Below are 18,161 nucleotides of genomic sequence, written 5' to 3' on the forward strand. Positions count from 1 at the left end.
CACGCTGAGGCCATCGAGCGCACGCAAGCACCGGGCGGTCCCGCTCGAACGGCGTACAACCTCTGCCAAACGGCGGCACAAGGTGACAGAAGGCGACATCGTCCCGCCATGACTGCGGACCGCGCGCATGCGTGCGGTCCCGCCGCCGCCCAGTATCGCCACGACGATCATGCGGCACCATCCCACTGGCGTCGCCGCGGGCTACAGCATCGCCTGGCTGACGAGCGCGTACTGTCCGCAGGCCGGGTCGGCCGGCCCTTCGTGCGCCGACGCCGGCGCGTTGCGCACCATCTTCGAACACGTATCGACCCGCGCCAAACCCTGTTCGGCCAGCCAGCCCGGCAAACTGGTCCCGTCCGGCACGTCGATGCGGACGAATTCGCCTTCCCGTTGCGTCAGCCAATGGCTGACGAGCGCCTTCGCATACGCATCGTCGCTCGCGCGCGGTGCGACCACCGGGCCGATCACGTCGCCGCGCCCGAAGCGCCGCAGCACCGAAAACCCGACCACCTCGCCGTCGCGTTCGAGCACGACGCTTTCACCGCGCTGGAACAGCGCGGCCATCAGCGCATCGCGCTGGAGGCCGGACGCGCGCGCGTCCAGCTCGACGAGGCGCGGCCAGTCGGCCGGCGATCCGGCCCGCAGCCGCACGCCTTCGGGCAGAACCACGTCGGCCGGCCGCACCACGTTCCCCTGATATTGGCCCAGCGATCCACACACGTTGAAGCCGAGCTTCTCGTACAGCGGCCGGCCGGCCGGCGTCGCATGCAGAAACGTGATGCGCGGCCCCAGCTCGTCGATGAGCATCTCCATCAGCTTGCGGCCGATGCCTCGCCCCTGATGCGCGTCGGACACGATGACATGCCCGATTGCGCCGCGATCGGCACCGTACTTCCAGCACATCGCCGTGCCGATCACCACGCCGTTTTCCTCGGCCGCGAACGCGGTCGACGTGTCCGCGGAAAACTGCCAGTCTTCCGCCCTGAACGGCCAGCGAAGCGCGATGGTAAGCGCATGGGCCGCGGGGACGTCCGCCGCGGTGAAGCGCCGGTAGCGAAGCGCCGGCATCGTATCGGAATCGTTCATCTCGTTTTCCCGTTTCATCAAGCAATCAAAAGTGTCGTCGTGCGCCACGGCCCGACTTCAATGCCGGCTTCGCGCGTCACGGCGATCGCGTGAAGTAATGCTGCGCCAACGCGACCCAATAGCGGACGCCGGCCGGAATGATCTCGTCGTTGAAGTCGTATTTCGGGTGGTGCAGCGCCGGTGCGCTCGCGCCGTCCTGCGCATTGCCGATCAGCACGTAAGCGCCCGGCCGTTCTTCGAGCATGAAGCCGAAGTCCTCGGACGTCATGTTCGGCGGCACGTCGCGGTCGACGCGCGCGTCGCCGAACGTGTCGCGAATCACCGCTTCGCACAGCGCCGTCTCGGCCGGCGTGTTGACCGTCGCCGGGTAGTACTGAAAAAATTCCACGTCGACCTGCGCGCCATAGGCCCCCGCAAGCCCTTCGCACGCGAGCCGCACGTCGCGCTGCAGCTTCTGCTGCAATGCCGATGACAGCGTGCGGATCGTGCCGCGCAGCTCGGCGGTGTCCGGAATCACGTTGTCCGTCGTGCCCGCATGGAACATGCAGACGGAGATGACCGCGGGATCCACCGGATCCTTGTGCCGCGCGGCGATGGTCTGGCACTGCAGCACCATCGAGCACGCGAGCGGCACCGGATCGATGCCCAGATGCGGCTGCGCCGCGTGCGCACCCTTGCCCGTCACCGTGATCCTGAAGCGCGAGCCCGCGGCCATGATCGGGCCCGTGCGCAACCCGAAATGCCCGGCCGGCAACCCGGGCCAGTTGTGCATGCCGAATACCGCTTCCGTCGGGTATTGCTCGAACAGCCCGTCGTCGATCATCCTGCGCGCGCCCGCGCCGCCCTCTTCGCCCGGCTGAAACACGAAATGGACGGTGCCGGGCAACTGCGGCAGTTCCTTCAGCACGCGTGCGGCGCCGAGCAACATCACGGTATGGCCGTCATGGCCGCACGCGTGCATGATCCCGTGCGTGCACGATGCATGCGCGAAGTCGTTGGCTTCGTGGATCGGCAACGCGTCCATGTCGGCGCGCAGCACGATGCCGCGGCGCGGATCCGCGCCGGGCAGGCTCGCGACGACGCCCGTGCCGCCCAGCCCGCGCGACACCGCATAGCCGAGCGCTTCGAGCTCGCGCGCGACGACGTCGGCCGTCCGGTGTTCTTCGAATCGCAACTCGGGATGCGCATGCAGGTCGCGGCGCAGCTTCGCCCAGTGCGCGTGATGCGCATGCAGCAACGGGTCGGGGATGACGGGGTTATCCAATTCCAATTTCGGCACCTGCGGAAAGTAAAAGGGTTCAGCCGTACTGCCGGCGCGATCGCGCGCGGCCGCCGTGTCAGTCGTAAAAGCCGACGATCGACTTGATCTCCATATACTCCTCCATCCCTTCGATCCCGTACTCGCGGCCGTTGCCCGACTGCTTGTACCCGCCGAACGGCGCCTGAGGGTCCCATGCCGGGTAGTTCAGATGCACCTGCCCCGCCCGGATGCGGGCAGCCACCGCGCGTACGTGTTCCTTGTCGGTGCCCTGCACGTGCGCGCCGAGCCCGTAGACCGTGTCGTTCGCGATCGCGATCGCTTCATCGACGGTGTCGTAAGGCAGGATCGCGAGCACCGGGCCGAAGATCTCCTGCTGCGCGATCGCCATGTCGGTGCGCACGTCGGAGAAAATCGTCGGCCGCGCATAAAAGCCGCGGTCGAGACCCGCGGGCCGCCCAGGGCCGCCGGCGATCAGCTTCGCGCGTTCGTCGATGCCCACGTCGATCATCTGCGCAACCCGCCCGAACTGCGCGCGATTGGCCAGCGGCCCGTGCGTGGTGGCTTCGTCGAACGGATCGCCGACCACGAGCGTTTGCGCGGTCGCGACGGCCAGCGCCTCGACCGCGCCGAGCACGGCGCGCGGCACGATCATGCGGGTCGGCGCGCTGCACGACTGCCCCATGTTGCGGAACGCGGCGGCGACGCCGGGCGGAATCGCACGCGACAGGTCCGCATCCGGCAACACGATATTCGGCGACTTGCCGCCGAGCTCCTGCGCGACGCGCTTGACGGTCGTCGCCGCCGCCTGCGCGACGAGCACGCCGGCGCGCGTCGATCCGGTGATCGACACCATGTCGACGTCCGGGTGCGACGACAGCGCGGCGCCCACCGTTTCGCCGCTGCCGCTCACGAGATTGAATACGCCGGCAGGCACGCCCGCATCGGCGATCACTTCCGCGAACAGCAGCGCGCTGAGCGGCGACAGCTCGCTCGGCTTCAGCACCACCGTGCAGCCTGCCGCGAGCGCCGGCCCGACCTTCGCGGTGATCTGGTAGATCGGCCAGTTCCACGGCGTGATCAGCGCGCACACGCCGATCGGCTCGCGCACGACCGCGGTCGTGCCGCGCCGCTCGACGAACGGGTAGCGCGCGAGGTTGTCGCGCGCGACGCGAATATGTTCGGCCGCGAGCGGCACGTGCGCGGCGCGTGCATAGCTGATCGGTGCCCCCATTTCCATCGCGAGCGCGGTGGCGAACAGCTCCGCACGCTCCAGGATCAGCGCATGGATGCGGTCGAGCAGCGCGGCGCGTTCTTGCGGTGAAGTCGCGGACCAGCGTTCGAACGCGCGGCGCGCGGCCTGCACCGCGCGGTCGGCATCGCGCGCGCTGCCGAGCGGGATCTCGCCCAGCGTGTCTTCGGTGGACGGGCTGACGACCGCGAACCGGTCGCTGCCGTCGGGCAGCACCCAGTCGCCGTCGATGAAAAAGCGATCGAGCCGGCCGGCTTGCATCAGGTGAACAACAGGGGAATTCATTGCAGCTTGTCCTTGAGTCGATACCAGGCGCCGACGAACGGCAGGAACCACGGTTTGCCGAAGTGACCCGGAATCGCGGGCCAGTCGAAACCTTTCCACGGGTTGAGGTCAGCGCGTCCGTCCATGATCTCGGCCATCAACGTGCCCATCAGCGTGGCCATGTGCGTACCGTGGCCGCTGTAGCCCATCGAGTAGTAAACGCCGTCCCGCTCGCCCGCGCGCGGCAGCCGGTTGGCCGTCATGTCGACCATTCCGCCCCAGCAATAGTCGATGCGCACGCTGGCCAGTTCGGGAAACACGGCGGCCAGTTGACGCCGCAGAATCGCGCCGCTCTTTTCGTCCGAACGCGGGTTCGACGTCGCGAACCGCGCGCGGCCGCCGAACAGCAGACGGCCGTCGGGCGTCGTACGGAAGAAATTGACGAAGTTCTTCGTGTCGGTGGCCATCCGGCGCGTCGGCAGCAGGCGATCGAGCCGCTCGCGCGGCAGCTGCTCGGTGACGATGATGAAGGCGCCCACGGGCACGACCCTGCGGCGAATCCAGCCGAACGGCCCGACGTGCGAAATGCCGCTCGCGAGCAGGACCTGGCGCGCACGGATCTCGCCGAGCGGGGTCCGCGCCGCATAGGTGCCGCGCGTGTCCCGCTTCAATTCCAGCACCGGCGCCTGCTCGACGATGTGCGCGCCGCGCGCCTGTGCAGCGCGCGCCAGGCCGCGTACGTAACGGCCGACATGCATCCCCGCGCTCTTGCCGAACAGCAGCCCGCCGTGATAACGATCCGAGCCGATCTCGTCGCGCAGTTCGGCCTTCGTCACGAGGCGCGTGTCGGGGTCCACGCTCGCCGCGAGCAATGCCTGGCTGCGCGCGAGCTTGTCGTAGTGCTCGGGCTTCGCCGCGAGCTTCAGCTTGCCGGTGCGGGCGAAATTGCAATCGATCGACTCTTCCCTGACGAGCCGCTCGACCGTGTCGACGCCCGCGTCGAACGCCAGATAGAGCCGGTTCGCCAGTTCCGTGCCGAGGCGTTGCGACAGCGACGCGTAGTCCTGCGCGAAGCCGTTGTTGCACATGCCGCCGTTGCGACCCGACGCCGCCTGGCCGACGGTGCCCGCCTCGCAGACGATCACGCGCGCGCCCTTCCTGGCCAGCGCCAGCGCGGCGGCCGATCCCGTGATCCCGCCGCCCACCACCAGCACGTCGCAGTTGCCGTCGGGCAACTCCGGCGAGTGGCTCACGAATGGCTCCGACGTATCGAGCCAGTACGAACTGAAACGCATCAGGCACTCCCAAGCTGTCGCATCGCACTGTCGGACCGGCGAACGCTCACCGCACCGATCCGGCCGCGCGCGGGCGGTCCGGCTCGATGCACGTCGGATACAAGCGGCCTCTCATCCATGTGACGGCGTTGCATCAGAAATCGGCGACCTTGCCCCACGCGGACTCGCTGAACCGGCCGGGCCGGTAAGGCGCCGGGTCCACGAAAGGTTGCGCACCGGACGCCAGATCGGCGATCAGGTGCCCGGCGCCCGGCCCGATCCCGAAGCCGTGCCCCGAGAAACCCGCCGCAAGGATCAGCCCCGGCACGCCCGGCACTTCGCCAATGCCCGGCACGCCGTCCGGCGTGCTGTCGACGAAGCCGGCCCACGCGTGCGTGATCTTCGCGTCGCGCAGTTCGGGCAACAGTTCGGCCGCGCGGCGGTACGTTTCGGCGACCGTCGGCATGTCGGGCTTCGGATCGAGAATGCGCACGGCTTCCATCGGCGTCGGCGCGTCGAGGCGCCAGCGCTTCAACGTTTCGTGGCCGCCGCGCACGCCTTCGAGGCCGCCCGGCAGCAGGTTGCGCCAGCGCTTCGCGAACATCGGCACGAATTGCGGCGCGAAGCGCAGGAACTGCGGCGTCAGGTCCACGCGCGCGCGGCCGCTGATCGCCAATGCATAGCGTCCGTCGCTGCGGCGCGTGACCGACACGCCGGACGTGTACATCGCATCCGGCAGCGGCGTGTCGACGGGCGACACGCTCAGGATCGACTGACGGATCGACGCTTGCGGAAACCGGATGCCGAGCTGGCGGCAGAACGACGACGCCCATGCACCGCCGGCCATCACGACCGTCCTCGTCTTGATGACGCCGGCCTCCGTGACGACGCCTGCGACGCGGCCGCCTTCGAGTTCGATGCCGCGCGCCGCGCAGTGCTGGTGGACACTGCCGCCCAGCTTCATCAGCGCGGCGGCCACGGCCGGCGCGGCCTTGCCTGGATCGGCCGTGCCGTCGGTCGGCGAGAACACGCCGCCCTTCCACTGCCGCCCGGTTGCCCGTCCGCGTTCGGCGGCCTGCTTGCTGTCGAGCATGTACGTGGTCACGCCTGCCGTCTTCGCGAATTCGCCCCAGCTGGCCCAGCGGGACAGCTCGGCCTCGTCATTGCTGAGATACAGCAGCCCGCAGCGATGAAAGCCCGTGTCTTCTCCGGATTCGGCGGCGAATCGTTCCCACAGATCGATGCTCTTGCTCGCCATCGGCAACTCGCGCGCATCGCGGTTCTGCTGGCGGCACCAGCCCCAGTTGCGGCTCGACTGTTCGGCGCCGATGCGCCCCTTCTCGACGAGCGCGACCGAGATGCCGCGGCGGGCCAGGTAGTAGGCGGTGAAGACGCCGATGATGCCGCCGCCGATCACGACGACGTCGGCCGCGGCCGGCGGCGTGGACAAGGTTTCGATATGGCGCAGCGGAGGGGACATGCTCAGTCTCGTTCGGTGGAGGGTTTGACGTTCTGCATCACGTAGAACTTCGCGACGCGTTCGCTGCTTTCCCACCCGATCGACGCGCCGCGCGGTACGAACAGCGCATCGCCGGTACCGAGCGACTGCACGCTGCCGTCGGGCGCCGCGAACCGGACGCCGCCGTCCAGCAGGAACATGAACTCGTTGGCGCGATGCGGCCGGACGATCCGGTGATACGGCGTCGAATCCCACGTGCCCGCGCAGTATCCGGCGCCGTCGTCGGTGAATACGCTGTCGCTGCGGCATTGCGGTGCGGGGCCGAGCAGCACCTCGGCCGGCAGCGTGGCGGACGGCTTGAAGTCCGCGTCGGCGCGCAGTTCGAAGAGGCCGCGTTTCGTCGGTTGCGCGCACGCTGCCGCGCAGAACGTCAGCAGCACCGGCGATTGCGCGGCGATGCGCAGTGCGGTGCCGCCGCCGATGACGGCACCCTGTCCCGGGCCGACCACCAGCGGTGCGGCCTCGGCCGCTTCGAGCGTCAGCTCGCCCTGGATGACGACGACGGTTTCGATGTGCGGAAAGCTCGACACGTCCAGTTCGCCGACGAAAACGATCCGCCCCGCGGCCATCGCGTCGGGGCCTTCCCACGCGATCTCGCGATGCGACGCGAACGGATCGCTCGCGCCGAACGCCTCCTTGCGGAACGCGGTGGAAGACGGTGCGCCGTCGGCCCGGTGCAACACGAAAACTGCGGTCATTTCTGCTCCTGTGCAGTGCGTGACGGATTCGTTCAAAAGCCGTCACGCGATATCGGAAATCGTCGTTCGCCGGCGCTTCTGCCGGACATCCTCAGCGGGGCGTGTCGTCCATGCGTGCGCTTATGCCGCGTGACACGATGCTTCGCGGCGTTCGGCGCGCAGGCGCGTCGATGGCGTTCGCACCGGCGCGCCGCCCGTTCGGGCGACCACGTAATCGCGCGGCGTGATCCCGAGCACGCGCCGGAAATGCCGGCACAGATGGCTCTGATCGAAGAAGCCGACGTCGGTCGCGACGACCGACGGTGCGAGACCGGCGCGCAACAGGTCCTGCGCCCGCCGTATCCGCACGAGACATAGATACCGGTGCGGCGACAGCCCGGTTTCGCTGCGAAAACGCGCGGTGAAACGCGACACGCTCAACCCGGCCACCGCCGCGAGCGTGTCCAGGTTCAGCGGCTGCGCGAACGATGCGTCGATCGTGCGCAGCACGTCGCCGATCGCCGGCGAGACCGGCTGCGCGACACGTGGCGAGCCAACGAATTGCACTGTCATATCGAATTCTCCCGGCGCTCGCTTCAATGCAGGAAATCCTGCATCCGGTAATACGCGCCGACGAGCGGCAAGAACCACGCGTGCCCGAAATGGCCCGGTATCGCCGGCCATTCGAGCTCGCGCCACGGGTTCGACGCGGCCGCGCCATACAGCACGTCGGCCATCACGCGGCCCATGTGCACCGACATCTGCACGCCGTGGCCGCTGTAGCCCATCGAGTAATAGAGGCCGTCGTGCTGGCCCGCGCGCGGCAGCCGGTCGGCGGTGATGTCGACGAGGCCGCCCCAGCAGTAGTCGAGCCGCACGCCGGCCAGTTCCGGGAAGTAGCCGGCCATGCCGGCACGCAGGACGTCGCCGCTCTTCGCGTCGGAGCGCGGGCTCGACATCGCGAAGCGCGCACGGCCGCCGAACAGCAGCCGGTTGTCGGGCGTCACGCGGAAGTAGTTGCCGATCTGGCGCGACGTCACGTATGCGCGGCGATGCGGAAACAGCCGGTTCAACTGCGCGTCGGGCAGCGGCTCGGTCACGACGATGAAGCTGCCGACCGGCGCGATGCGTCGCCGGAACCACGCGAACGGCCCGTGCTGCGATGCGCCGGTCGCGACCAGCACGCGGTCGGCGACGATCGTGCCGCGGGCGCTGGTGATCCGGTGGCGCTCGCCGTCCAGCCTGTCGAGCTGCGTGACGGCCGCGTGTTCGTACACGCGTGCGCCGGCGCGCACGGCCGCTTGCGCGAGGCCGACGCCGAACTTGCCCATGTGCATCTGCGCGCCGTTGCGCTGCAGGAGCCCACCGTAGAAACCGTCGGAGCCGACTTCGTCGCGGATGTGCGACGGCTCGATCAGTTCGATGTCCGGATCGACGTCGCGCCGCAACGCGTTGAAGGTCTTTTCAAGCCCCGCGAAATGCTGCGGCTTCGCGGCGAGCTTCAGCTTGCCGGCGCGCCGGAAATCGCAGTCGATCGCCTGTTCGGTCACGATCGTCTCGACGCTCTTCACCGCGCTTTCGTAGGCGCGATAGAACTGCTTCGCCTGCGCGGCGCCGATGCGCGCGGCCAGCGACGCGTAGTCCTGCGCGACGCCCGTATTGCACTGGCCGCCGTTGCGGCCGGACGCTTCGCCGGCGACCTGCGCGGCTTCGAGCACGACCACCGAGACGCCGCGCTGCGCGAGCGCGAGCGCCGCCGACAAGCCGGTGAAACCGCCGCCGATCACCACGACGTCGGCCCGCCCTTCGACGGGGCCAACGCTTCCGGCGCGAAACGCGGGACGGGTATCCAGCCAGTACGATTCCAGTTTCATCGAATTCTTCTCGAGCATTCCGGCGACGACGATCGGCGACCGTCCAATGAGAATCATTTAATCACCGTCAAAAACCGCAGTTGCCGCGTATTCGCGCGCGGCACGCGTACAAGTTGCCGTTTTGCGCGACCGCCGCAGCAGACTATGCGGCGGCCTGTTCACCGCACCGCACGATGAACGGTTCGCGCGCCACGCACTACAGCTGCACCGGCGTGACACCAGCGGCAATCGGCTCCGCCTGGAAGCGCGCGAGATCCTCCTCGCTGCGATGGCACAGCACCTGCGCGCCGTTGCCGAGCGTGCGCAGCGACGGGGCCGTCCGGTTGCACACGCCGTCCACGCGCATCGCGCAGCGCGACAGGAACGGACACAGCTCGGCCTCGTTCTCGCGCTCGCCGATCGGCACCAGCGGCCGATGGCAACGCTCGGCCGCATCGTCGAGCCAGCCCGCGCGCAGTTCCGGCGCGGACGACACCAGCAGATGCGAATACGGGTGATAAGGCGGCGCGCACAGCGCGTCGCGGCTGCCCGTCTCCACGCGGCGGCCCGCATACAGCACGACGATGTCGTCGCTGATCGCGCGCACCTTCGCGATGTCGTGCGTGATGAACACGTACGACACGCCGAGCTTCGCCTGCAGGTCGCGCAGCAGCTCGATGATCGCGGCGCCGACCACGGTGTCGAGCGCCGACGTGACCTCGTCGCACAGGATCAGGTCGGGCTCGGCCGCGAGCGCACGCGCGAGGTTCACGCGCTGCTTCTGCCCGCCCGACAGCTCGCCGGTACGCCGCGAGGCGACCGCCGGCGGCAACCGCACGAGTTCGAGCAACTCCGCGACGCGCTGGCGTGCACGCGCGCCCTTGATCCCGTGGTAGAACGCGAGCGGCCGCGCGAGCGTGCGCTCGACGGTATGCACCGGATTGAGCGCGGTATCGGCGTTCTGGAACACGATCTGCACGCGGCGGTGCTGCTCCTTGGTGCGCTTGACGATATCGCGCGCGAGCGGCTCGCCGTCGAGCAGGATCGCGCCGCCGGTCGCCGGCACGAGGCCCGCGATCACCTTCGCGAGCGTCGTCTTGCCGGAACCCGATTCGCCGATCACGCCGACCGTCTGCCCGCGCCCGATGCGCAGGTCGACTTCATGCAGGATCACCTTCGCGGGCCAGCCCTTCGCGGTGCGCCCGCCATAGCCCGCGATCGCGCCGCGCACGTCGAGCAGCGGCGCCGGCGCGGCCGGCTCCTGTGCTTGCGCCTGCGCGTCGCGTTCGGCGTCGTTCGGCGTGACCGCCGCGATCAAGCTCTGCGTGTACGGATGCGTCGGCGCATGCAGGATCTGTTCGGTGTCGCCCGCCTCGCGGATCACGCCATCGCTCAGCACGATGATCCGGTCGGCCATCTGCGCGACCACGGCCAGGTCGTGCGACACGTACACCGCACTCATCCCGTAGCGCCGGATCACGCTCTTGAACGCCTGCAGCACATCGATCTGCGTGGTCACGTCGAGCGCGGTGGTCGGTTCGTCGAGGATCACCAGCTCCGGGTCGGTGATCAGCGCCATCGCGGCCATCAGCCGCTGCAGCTGACCGCCCGACACCTGGTGCGGATAGCGCTTGCCGATCGTCTCCGGCTCCGGCAGCGCGAGCGCGCGAAACAGCTCGATCGCCTTCGCCTGCGCGTCGCGCTTCGTCATCGTCTTGTGGATCAGCGCGCTCTCGATCACCTGGTCGAGAATCGTGCGCGACGGGTTGAACGCGGCGGCCGCGCTCTGCGCGATATACGCGACCTTGCGGCCGCGCAGCGCGGTCAGCGCCTCTGCGGAAAGCGTGCACACGTCGGTGCCGTCGAGCTTCACCGAGCCGCCGGCGATCCGGCATCCGGCGCGCGCATGGCCCATCAGCGACAACGCGATCGTCGTCTTGCCGGAGCCCGATTCGCCGATCAGCGCGAGCACCTCGCCGCGCCCGATGTCGAAGTCGACGCCGTGGACGATCGTCGTTTCCTCGCCGCCCGGCCGGCCGCCGACCACGCGCAGCCCGCGCACCTCGACGAGCGGGTTCGATTCGTGTCGCATCAGTGTCCTCCGGCGGCGCCGGCCGCGCCCTTGCGGCGGCCGCGATGCGGCAAGCCGTCGATCATCAGGTTGACGCCCACCGTCAGGATCGCGATCGCGACCGCGGGCATGATCGCGACGGCCGAGCCGTCGCCAAGGCTCGCGATGTTCTCGCGCACGAGCGAGCCGAGGTCCGCATACGGCGGCTGCACGCCGAGCCCGAGAAAGCTCAGGCCGCTCAGCAGCAGCACGACGAACGTGAAGCGCAGCCCGGTGTCCGCCAGCATCGGGTGGATCATGTTCGGCAGCATCTCGACGCACGCGATGTACAGCGCGCTTTCGCCGCGCGCCTTGGCCACCTGCACGAATTCGAGCGTGCTGATGTTGACGGCCAGCGCGCGCGCGATCCGGTACGAGCCGGGCATGTAGCTGATCGCGGCGGTGAGCACCAGCAGCGGCAGCGACGAGCCGAACGCGGCGACGAGCATCAGCGCGAACATCTTCGACGGAATCGACGTGAGCGCATCGAGCAGCCGGCTCATCGTCTCGTCGACCGCGCGGCCCGACACGGTCGCGAGGAGCCCGAGCGTCGTGCCGGTCACGGCGGCGAGCAACACCGCGGCCAGCGCGAGCAGCACGGTCAGCCGCGTGCCGTACAGGATCCGGCTCAGCATGTCGCGGCCGAGGAAGTCGGAGCCGAACGGCAACTTCGCGCTGAACGACGCGAACACGTCGGGCGTGACGATCGCGCCGACGTCATGCGGCGCGATCAGCGGCCCGAACACGGCGACGAACAGCATCAGGCCGACCATCGACGCGCCGACGCGGCCTCCGGTCGTCAACGCGATGCGCGCGGCGCGGCGCTTGCGCGGCTGGTCGGGAGCAGGCGCGGCAGGCGGCACGCTGCCCCGCCCCAGGGGCGGATCGCCGGAGGGCGGCAGCGCGCTGCTGCGTTGTACGGGTTCGATCGGTTGCATGGGCGACATCTCGGAAAAAAGACGAAACACTCAGGTGCGCAGTCGCGGGTTCGACACGATCGAGCACAGGTCGGCGAACAGCACGAGCGTCAGGTAAGCGACGCAGAAGATCAGCGTGCACGCCTGGACCAACGGGAAATCGCGGTTGCTGACGGCGTCGACCATCAGGCTCGCGAGGCCCGGATAGTTGAAGATCGTCTCGACGACGATCACGCCGCCGAGCAGATACGACAGGCTCAGCGCGATCGCATTGGCGATCGGGCCGATCGCGTTGGGCAACGCATGGCGCAGCACGACGCGTGCGGGGCTCGCGCCCTTCAACGTGGCCATCTCGACGTACGACGCGCTCAATTGCTCGATCACCGCGGCGCGCGTCATCCGCGCCATCTGCGCGATCACGACCGCGCACAGCGTCAGCACCGGCATCGCGTACGCGCGCAGGAAATCGTGCAGGCTTTCGATCGGGCCGCTGTACGACAATGCGGACAGCCAGCGCAGCTTCACCGCGAACACGAGCACGGCGACCGTCGCGATCAGGAATTCCGGCGTCGCGACGAGCGACAGCGTGCCGAGGCTGATCACGCGGTCGATCACCGACTCGCGCTTGACCGCCGCGAGGATCCCGAGCAACAGCGCGATCGGCACCGACACGGCGGTCGTGATCGCTGCCAGCGTGAGCGACTTCGGCAGGCGCCCGCCGATCAGCTCCGACACCGGCATGTCGCCGGATAGCGACCGGCCGAAATCGCCGTGCAACAGGCCGGTGAGCCAGTGCACGTAACGCACGTGCGCCGGCATGTCGAGGCCGAACTGCTGGCGCAGCGCGGCGACCGTCTCCGGCGTCGCCGACTGGCCGAGCGCGGCCTGCGCGGCGTCGCCCGGCAGCAGGTTCGTGATCGTGAAGATGATCGCGGACACGATCAGCAGCGTCAGCGCGGTGACCGCGATACGCCGGCCGATCAGCCCGATGAGAATTCGGTTCATGGTGCGGCACTCCAGAAAAAACCGCGCGTGGCCGGCGCGGTGGTCCGCACCGGCCGCGCGACGGCGGCCAGCCACAACGTCATGCGTTCCACCACACGTTCTCGGCGAACGTGAAGCCCATCATCGGCCCGGTGGGGATCGAGCCGAGGCCCGCGAGCCGCTTGTCATAGCCGTCGAGGAAGCTGATGAACGCCGGAATGCCGACCCGGCCCTGCTGCGCCACGATCACCTGCATGTCGCCGTACATCTGCTTGCGCTTCGCGTCGTCGGTTTCCGAGCGCGCGGCGAGCAGCAGCTGGTCGAACTTCGCGTTCTTCCAGCCCGACTCGTTCCACGGCGCATCCGACTTGAAGAACTGCGTGAACAGCACGTCGGCGCTCGAGCGCGGGTTGATGTTGCCGAAGGTGAGCGGGTGCTTCATCCAGTGGTTCGACCAGTAGCCGTCGGGCGACGCGCGGTTGACCTGCAGGTTCAGCCCGATCTTCTGGCCGGCCTGCTGCAGCAGCACCGCCATTTCGATCGACCCGTTCGCGTCGGACGTCGCATAGATCGGCGGCAGTGACGCGCCCAGCGCGCCGGCCTTCTGCAGCAGGAACTTCGCCTTGTCCGGATCGTGCGGCCGCTGCGGCAGCGACGCGTTGAAGTAGCGGTGCCCCGGCGGAATCGGCTGGTCGTTGCCGATTACCGAGTAGCCGCGGAACACCGCGGTGCGGAGCTGCTCGCGATCGAACAGGTACTTCATCCCTTCGACGAAATCGGGGTTCGCGACGATCGGGTTGTCGCTGCGCATGATCAGGTCGGTATAGAGGCCCGACTTGGTTTCCTTCAGTGCGTAGCCCGGCGTCGACGAGACGCGCTGCGTCGAGCGCGGGTCGATCGCGTTGATCAGGTGCACGTCCCCCGACAGCAGCGCGTTCAGGCGCGCGGCGCTGTCGCTGATGCCGATCAGCTCGATCTCGTCGAGATACGGCTTGCCCGGCTTGAAGTAGCTGTCGTTGCGCACGCCGACGGTCGACACGCCCGGCTTGAACGACTTCAGCTTGTACGGGCCGCAGCCGATGCCCGTCGAGAAGTCGGTCGTGCCGTCCTTGACGATCACGAGCTGCGGCGTCGCGAGGATCACCGGCAGATCGGCGTTCGCGCTGGCGAGCGTCAACGTGACTTCGTCCGGGCCGGTCGCCTTCGCATCCGTGAACTGTTCGGCAAGCGTCTTGACCTTCGACGCCGTGGCCGGGTTCTTGTGGCGCATCAGCGAAAACACCACGTCGGCCGGGCCGACCGGCTTGCCGTCGTGGAACGTGACGCCCTTGCGCAGCTTGATGATCCAGGTCTTCGCATCGGTCGTCTGCAGCGATTCGGCGAGGTTCATCTGCGGCGTCAGGCTCGCATCGAGCTGCGTGAGGCCGCTGTAGAACATGAAGAAGCGCGTGTAGTCCGCGCCCGTCGAGCCCTTGGCCGGGTCGAGCGTATCGGCCGTCGAGCCGGCTTCGTTCGCGACCCGGATCTTGCCGCCGCGCTTCGGCGCGGGTGCGGCGAATACAGAGCCGGGGGTCATCAGCAGTCCGCCGGCGCCGGCGGCCATCATGCCGCTCGCCGCCATGACCTTCATCATGTCGCGGCGCGTGAAGCCGCCCTTGCCGCCATTGTCGATATCGTCGCTCATCCGAACTGCTCCTGACTGTGGAAAGTGGGGTCTTGGGTCCAGCGTGTTCTCGAATCCCGCCGCGCCCGCGTGCTGGTGGCGGTCGCAACGTCGTCATGCAATTCATTTAAGCATCGCCAAAATGCGGTTTGTCGCGATTCGGGCGGCCCGCACGATACGAATCGACCGTTTTGAGCCGCCCGCGCAGCATGAATTGCTGCGTGCGCATCCGAGTCGCCGTGTGCCCGGCGGCGTGTCGCGGCGGCTGCCGAACCCGTGTCGATGCAGGAAATCGTAAGGCCGCAGCCGCCGCAGATTGCGCCGACAAAATTGCCCGTTCGGCATCCGGCGCGCGTTTGGCTCACGCAAACCACACGTTTGTGTCGAATGCACGCGCGCCTGCCCACGACGGCCGAAACGAGCGGCACGTTGCGGCAGATCGCCGCATGCACGGGCGGCGAAGGTGGGGATCGCGACGGGACGTCGCGCAGGAAAGTTCAGAAGAATGCCGCTCGATCGGAACGGCTTTGGGGAAGACGGAAGATGACAGGACTGCCCGGAAACCGGGCCCGTGCAGCCGTCAGGAACCGCGCCGCCATGCGGCGGCGCGTCCATCGCCGGCATGTCGGCGCGCACGCCGGGCGTGTGCCGGCGCGGCGCACCGAAGGCAGGAGGACGCGCCAGCCGCGGGCGGACGGCGCGAAGCCGTCACGCAGCGAGCCGGAATACCGATACGGCGGCCCGCAGGCGCGCCGCCTGCTCGTCCAGCGACGAGGCGGCCGCAGCCGCCTGCTCGACGAGTGCGGCGTTCTGCTGGGTGACTTCGTCCATTTGCGCGACCGCCAGCCCGATCTGTTCGATGCCGGTGCTTTGCTCGGCCGATGCCGCCGAAATCTCGCCCATGATGTCGGCCACCCGGTCGATCGACCGGACGATCTCCGTCATGCGCGCGCCGGCCGTCTCGACGAGCCGGCTGCCACTGCCGGCCCGCTCGACCGACGCGTCGATCAATCCCTTGATGTCCTTCGCGGCCGCGGCGCTGCGTTGCGCGAGCGAGCGGACTTCCGACGCGACGACGGCGAACCCGCGCCCCTCCTCGCCGGCCCGCGCGGCTTCCACCGCGGCGTTGAGCGCGAGAATGTTGGTCTGGAACGCGATGCTTTCGATGACGACGGTAATGTCGGCGATCCGCACCGATCCGTCCGAAATCTGCCGCATCGTTTCGACGACCGCCTGCACGGCAGCGCCGCCGAGTTCGGTCGCACCCTTCGCCTGGGCCACCAGCGCATTCGCCTGGCGCGCGTTGTCGGCGTTCTGTTTGACCGTCGACGTGATCTGCTCCATGCTCGCGGCCGTTTCCTGCAGCGACGCGGCCTGCTGCTCCGTGCGCTGCGACAGATCCAGGTTGCCTTGCGCGATCTCGCCGGTGCCGGTGGCGATCGAGTGGGTCGTGGTCTGGATCTCGGCGATGGTGTCGGTCAGCCGCGCCTTCATGTCGCCCAGCGCGACGAGCAGGCTGCCGGGCGCCGCGTGCGCCGTATCGAACTGCACGTCCAGTTCGCCGGCGGCGATGCGGGCGGCGATCTGCGTCGCATGCGCGGGCTCGCCGCCCAGCGTGCGCCTGACACTGCGCAGCACGCCCCATGCGATGGCCGCGAGCGCCGCGGCGATGACGAGCGCGACGGCGCCGAGCACCATCGCGAGCCGGGCAAACGCCGCATTGATGTCGTCGTAGAAAAATCCGGTGCCGATCCACCAGTTCCAGTCGGGAATCGCGACCACGCCCTGCAGCTTCGGCTCCAGGTCCGCGTCGGGGCTGCGCTTGATCAGCACGTCGACGAGCGCGAAATGCGACTGCGCCATGCCCGCGCGGTACGCCTCGCTGTCGGTCAGGCCGCTGGTCGTGCGGTTGCCTTTCGCGCGCGTGCCGATGAATTTCGCGTTCGGGTGGACGAGGTTGACGCCGTCGGACGTCGTGACCCAGAAGTAGCTCTTCGAATTCGCGTTGAGCGCCGCCAGCGCGGCCTTGGCCTGCTGCTGCGCCTGCTCCTGCGTGAGCGTGCCGTTGGTCTGCATCGCGCGATACGAATCGACCAGATGCTCGGCCTTGGTCAGCAGAATGACGATCTCTTCGCGGCGGCTGTCGATCAGCGCGTCGCGCAGCGTGTGCAGCGACAACGCGGCGAGCAGGACGACGCCGAGCAGCGCCGCGGCGACGAGCATCAGCAGTTTGGTGGACAACTTCATGCGGGGGGCCTCGAAATATTAACCGTTCGGTACATATATCGGCCCGGGCGGCCCCGCCTTGAACGACTCGATATCGGTAATTACCCTCGTTTCGTGCGCTGATCGAACGCGCGACAGGACGCGACGGGCGCCGACGGCATCGCGGTCGAGTCCCGTCCCGTCGCGCCGATCGATGAATCGGCCGGCGCAGGCGATTTACAGGCCAAGCTGCGTCGCCAGTTGGTCGATGCCCGACACTTCGTAATAGTTGTAGAACGGCGTGCCCGGCTCGTGGCCGCGGTTCACGAACGCCTTGTGCTTGATCCCGAGATCCTCGGCCGTCATCAGGTCGTAGCGCAGGCTCGACGACACGTGCAGCACGTCCTCCGGCTTGCAGCCGAGCTTGTCGAACATGTATTCGAAGCCCTGCATCCGCGGCTTGTACGATTGCGCCTGCTGCGCGGTGAACACCGCGTGGAACGGCGCGCCGAGCTTGTCGACGTTGCTCATGATCTGGTCGTCCATCGCGTTCGACAGGATCACCAGCTTGTACTTCGACGCCAGCCGCGACAGCCCGGCCGGCACGTCCGGGTGCGGGCCCCACGTCGGCACCGCGTGATAGAACAGCTCGGCCTCGGCTTCGTCGAACGTCACGCCGAGCCGCGCGCAGGTGCGGCGGACCGAGTTGACGACGACATCGCGGTACGGCTTCCACGCACCGAGCACCTCGTCGAGCCGATAGGCGGCGAACGCGCGCACGAAGGCCTCCATCGTGGCCGGCGACAACCGATCCGCATAGATTTCGCGCGCCGTCTCGGCCATCCGGAAATGGGTCAGCGTGCCGTAGCAGTCGAAGGTGATGTACTTCGGTTCAAACTGGATCATGGTCAGGTCCTGTCGGTGTGAAGCCCCGGCACGGCCGGGGATGGGCTGGGTTTAACGAAATTGAATCAGGGCAAAAAGTCGTTCGCGCATCGTTCGGCGCCGCTCAAAACGCACAATCGCCGCAAGTTGCCCGGCACATGCAGCACGATCTGCGGTGCGATCGGGCGCGGCGGGGCAGGGCCGGCCGGTGGGC

Annotated in this window: 14 protein-coding genes; all 14 read right to left on the bottom strand. The window is 68.4% G+C overall.

The window, feature by feature from the left end:
* Positions 1 to 201: 201 nt before the first annotated feature.
* Positions 202 to 1,086 (bottom strand): GNAT family N-acetyltransferase, encoded by an 885-nt coding sequence (locus F3J15_RS01790; RefSeq protein WP_240158607.1) that lies wholly within the window; start codon positions 1,084 to 1,086, stop codon positions 202 to 204.
* A gap of 76 nt (positions 1,087 to 1,162) precedes the next feature.
* Positions 1,163 to 2,350 (bottom strand): M20 aminoacylase family protein, encoded by a 1,188-nt coding sequence (locus tag F3J15_RS01795; RefSeq protein WP_166886988.1) that lies wholly within the window; start codon positions 2,348 to 2,350, stop codon positions 1,163 to 1,165.
* A gap of 73 nt (positions 2,351 to 2,423) precedes the next feature.
* Positions 2,424 to 3,881, bottom strand: coding sequence for an aldehyde dehydrogenase family protein (locus F3J15_RS01800; RefSeq protein ID WP_166886990.1), 1,458 nt, complete (start codon positions 3,879 to 3,881; stop codon positions 2,424 to 2,426).
* Positions 3,878 to 5,155: an FAD-binding oxidoreductase gene (locus F3J15_RS01805; protein ID WP_166886992.1), complete on the bottom strand. Its 1,278-nt coding sequence runs from the start codon at positions 5,153 to 5,155 to the stop codon at positions 3,878 to 3,880. Before F3J15_RS01805 ends, F3J15_RS01800 begins: the two co-directional genes overlap by 4 nt.
* 133 nt (positions 5,156 to 5,288) lie before the next feature.
* Positions 5,289 to 6,614: an FAD-binding oxidoreductase gene (locus F3J15_RS01810; RefSeq protein ID WP_166886995.1), complete on the bottom strand. Its 1,326-nt coding sequence runs from the start codon at positions 6,612 to 6,614 to the stop codon at positions 5,289 to 5,291.
* Between the two features lie 2 nt (positions 6,615 to 6,616).
* Positions 6,617 to 7,351 carry a cupin domain-containing protein gene (locus F3J15_RS01815; RefSeq protein WP_166886997.1) on the bottom strand — a complete coding sequence of 245 codons (735 nt, stop codon included), beginning with the start codon at positions 7,349 to 7,351 and terminating at the stop codon, positions 6,617 to 6,619.
* A gap of 120 nt (positions 7,352 to 7,471) precedes the next feature.
* On the bottom strand, positions 7,472 to 7,903 hold the full coding sequence (locus F3J15_RS01820) for an AraC family transcriptional regulator (RefSeq protein ID WP_166887000.1): 432 nt from the start codon (positions 7,901 to 7,903) through the stop codon (positions 7,472 to 7,474).
* A gap of 23 nt (positions 7,904 to 7,926) precedes the next feature.
* The gene (locus F3J15_RS01825; protein WP_205190640.1) at positions 7,927 to 9,261 is read right to left on the bottom strand and encodes an FAD-dependent oxidoreductase; all 1,335 of its coding nucleotides are present in this window, start codon (positions 9,259 to 9,261) and stop codon (positions 7,927 to 7,929) included.
* 139 nt (positions 9,262 to 9,400) lie between these two features.
* Positions 9,401 to 11,275: an ABC transporter ATP-binding protein gene (locus tag F3J15_RS01830; protein WP_166887007.1), complete on the bottom strand. Its 1,875-nt coding sequence runs from the start codon at positions 11,273 to 11,275 to the stop codon at positions 9,401 to 9,403.
* Complete coding sequence (locus tag F3J15_RS01835) at positions 11,275 to 12,231, bottom strand: ABC transporter permease (RefSeq protein ID WP_069250082.1); 957 nt, start codon at positions 12,229 to 12,231, stop codon at positions 11,275 to 11,277. Before F3J15_RS01835 ends, F3J15_RS01830 begins: the two co-directional genes overlap by 1 nt.
* 30 nt (positions 12,232 to 12,261) lie before the next feature.
* Positions 12,262 to 13,215, bottom strand: a complete 954-nt coding sequence (locus tag F3J15_RS01840) for an ABC transporter permease (protein ID WP_069250081.1) — start codon at positions 13,213 to 13,215, stop codon at positions 12,262 to 12,264.
* A 79-nt stretch (positions 13,216 to 13,294) separates the two neighbouring features.
* A complete protein-coding gene (locus tag F3J15_RS01845) occupies positions 13,295 to 14,878 on the bottom strand; it encodes an ABC transporter substrate-binding protein (protein WP_166887011.1) in 1,584 nt (527 codons plus the stop codon).
* Between the two features lie 687 nt (positions 14,879 to 15,565).
* Positions 15,566 to 17,104: a methyl-accepting chemotaxis protein gene (locus F3J15_RS01850; protein ID WP_166887014.1), complete on the bottom strand. Its 1,539-nt coding sequence runs from the start codon at positions 17,102 to 17,104 to the stop codon at positions 15,566 to 15,568.
* A 195-nt stretch (positions 17,105 to 17,299) separates the two neighbouring features.
* Positions 17,300 to 17,968: a haloacid dehalogenase type II gene (locus F3J15_RS01855; protein WP_166887017.1), complete on the bottom strand. Its 669-nt coding sequence runs from the start codon at positions 17,966 to 17,968 to the stop codon at positions 17,300 to 17,302.
* Between the last annotated feature and the right edge of the window lie 193 nt (positions 17,969 to 18,161).

The organism is Burkholderia sp. Ap-955 (assembly GCF_011753045.1).
In the GTDB taxonomy this organism is placed as follows: domain Bacteria; phylum Pseudomonadota; class Gammaproteobacteria; order Burkholderiales; family Burkholderiaceae; genus Burkholderia; species Burkholderia lata_D.

Excerpts from the sequence above, each read along its gene's own strand:
- F3J15_RS01815 (WP_166886997.1), bottom strand. The coding sequence starts at position 7,351 with ATGACCGCAGTTTTCGTGTTGCACCGGGCCGACGGCGCACCGTCTTCC.
- F3J15_RS01830 (WP_166887007.1), bottom strand. The coding sequence starts at position 11,275 with ATGCGACACGAATCGAACCCGCTCGTCGAGGTGCGCGGGCTGCGCGTG.
- F3J15_RS01840 (WP_069250081.1), bottom strand. The coding sequence starts at position 13,215 with ATGAACCGAATTCTCATCGGGCTGATCGGCCGGCGTATCGCGGTCACC.
- F3J15_RS01820 (WP_166887000.1), bottom strand. The coding sequence starts at position 7,903 with ATGACAGTGCAATTCGTTGGCTCGCCACGTGTCGCGCAGCCGGTCTCG.
- F3J15_RS01790 (WP_240158607.1), bottom strand. The coding sequence starts at position 1,086 with ATGAACGATTCCGATACGATGCCGGCGCTTCGCTACCGGCGCTTCACC.
- F3J15_RS01850 (WP_166887014.1), bottom strand. The coding sequence starts at position 17,104 with ATGAAGTTGTCCACCAAACTGCTGATGCTCGTCGCCGCGGCGCTGCTC.
- F3J15_RS01845 (WP_166887011.1), bottom strand. The coding sequence starts at position 14,878 with ATGAGCGACGATATCGACAATGGCGGCAAGGGCGGCTTCACGCGCCGC.
- F3J15_RS01855 (WP_166887017.1), bottom strand. The coding sequence starts at position 17,968 with ATGATCCAGTTTGAACCGAAGTACATCACCTTCGACTGCTACGGCACG.
- F3J15_RS01810 (WP_166886995.1), bottom strand. The coding sequence starts at position 6,614 with ATGTCCCCTCCGCTGCGCCATATCGAAACCTTGTCCACGCCGCCGGCC.
- F3J15_RS01835 (WP_069250082.1), bottom strand. The coding sequence starts at position 12,231 with ATGCAACCGATCGAACCCGTACAACGCAGCAGCGCGCTGCCGCCCTCC.
- F3J15_RS01800 (WP_166886990.1), bottom strand. The coding sequence starts at position 3,881 with ATGAATTCCCCTGTTGTTCACCTGATGCAAGCCGGCCGGCTCGATCGC.
- F3J15_RS01825 (WP_205190640.1), bottom strand. The coding sequence starts at position 9,261 with ATGATTCTCATTGGACGGTCGCCGATCGTCGTCGCCGGAATGCTCGAG.
- F3J15_RS01805 (WP_166886992.1), bottom strand. The coding sequence starts at position 5,155 with ATGCGTTTCAGTTCGTACTGGCTCGATACGTCGGAGCCATTCGTGAGC.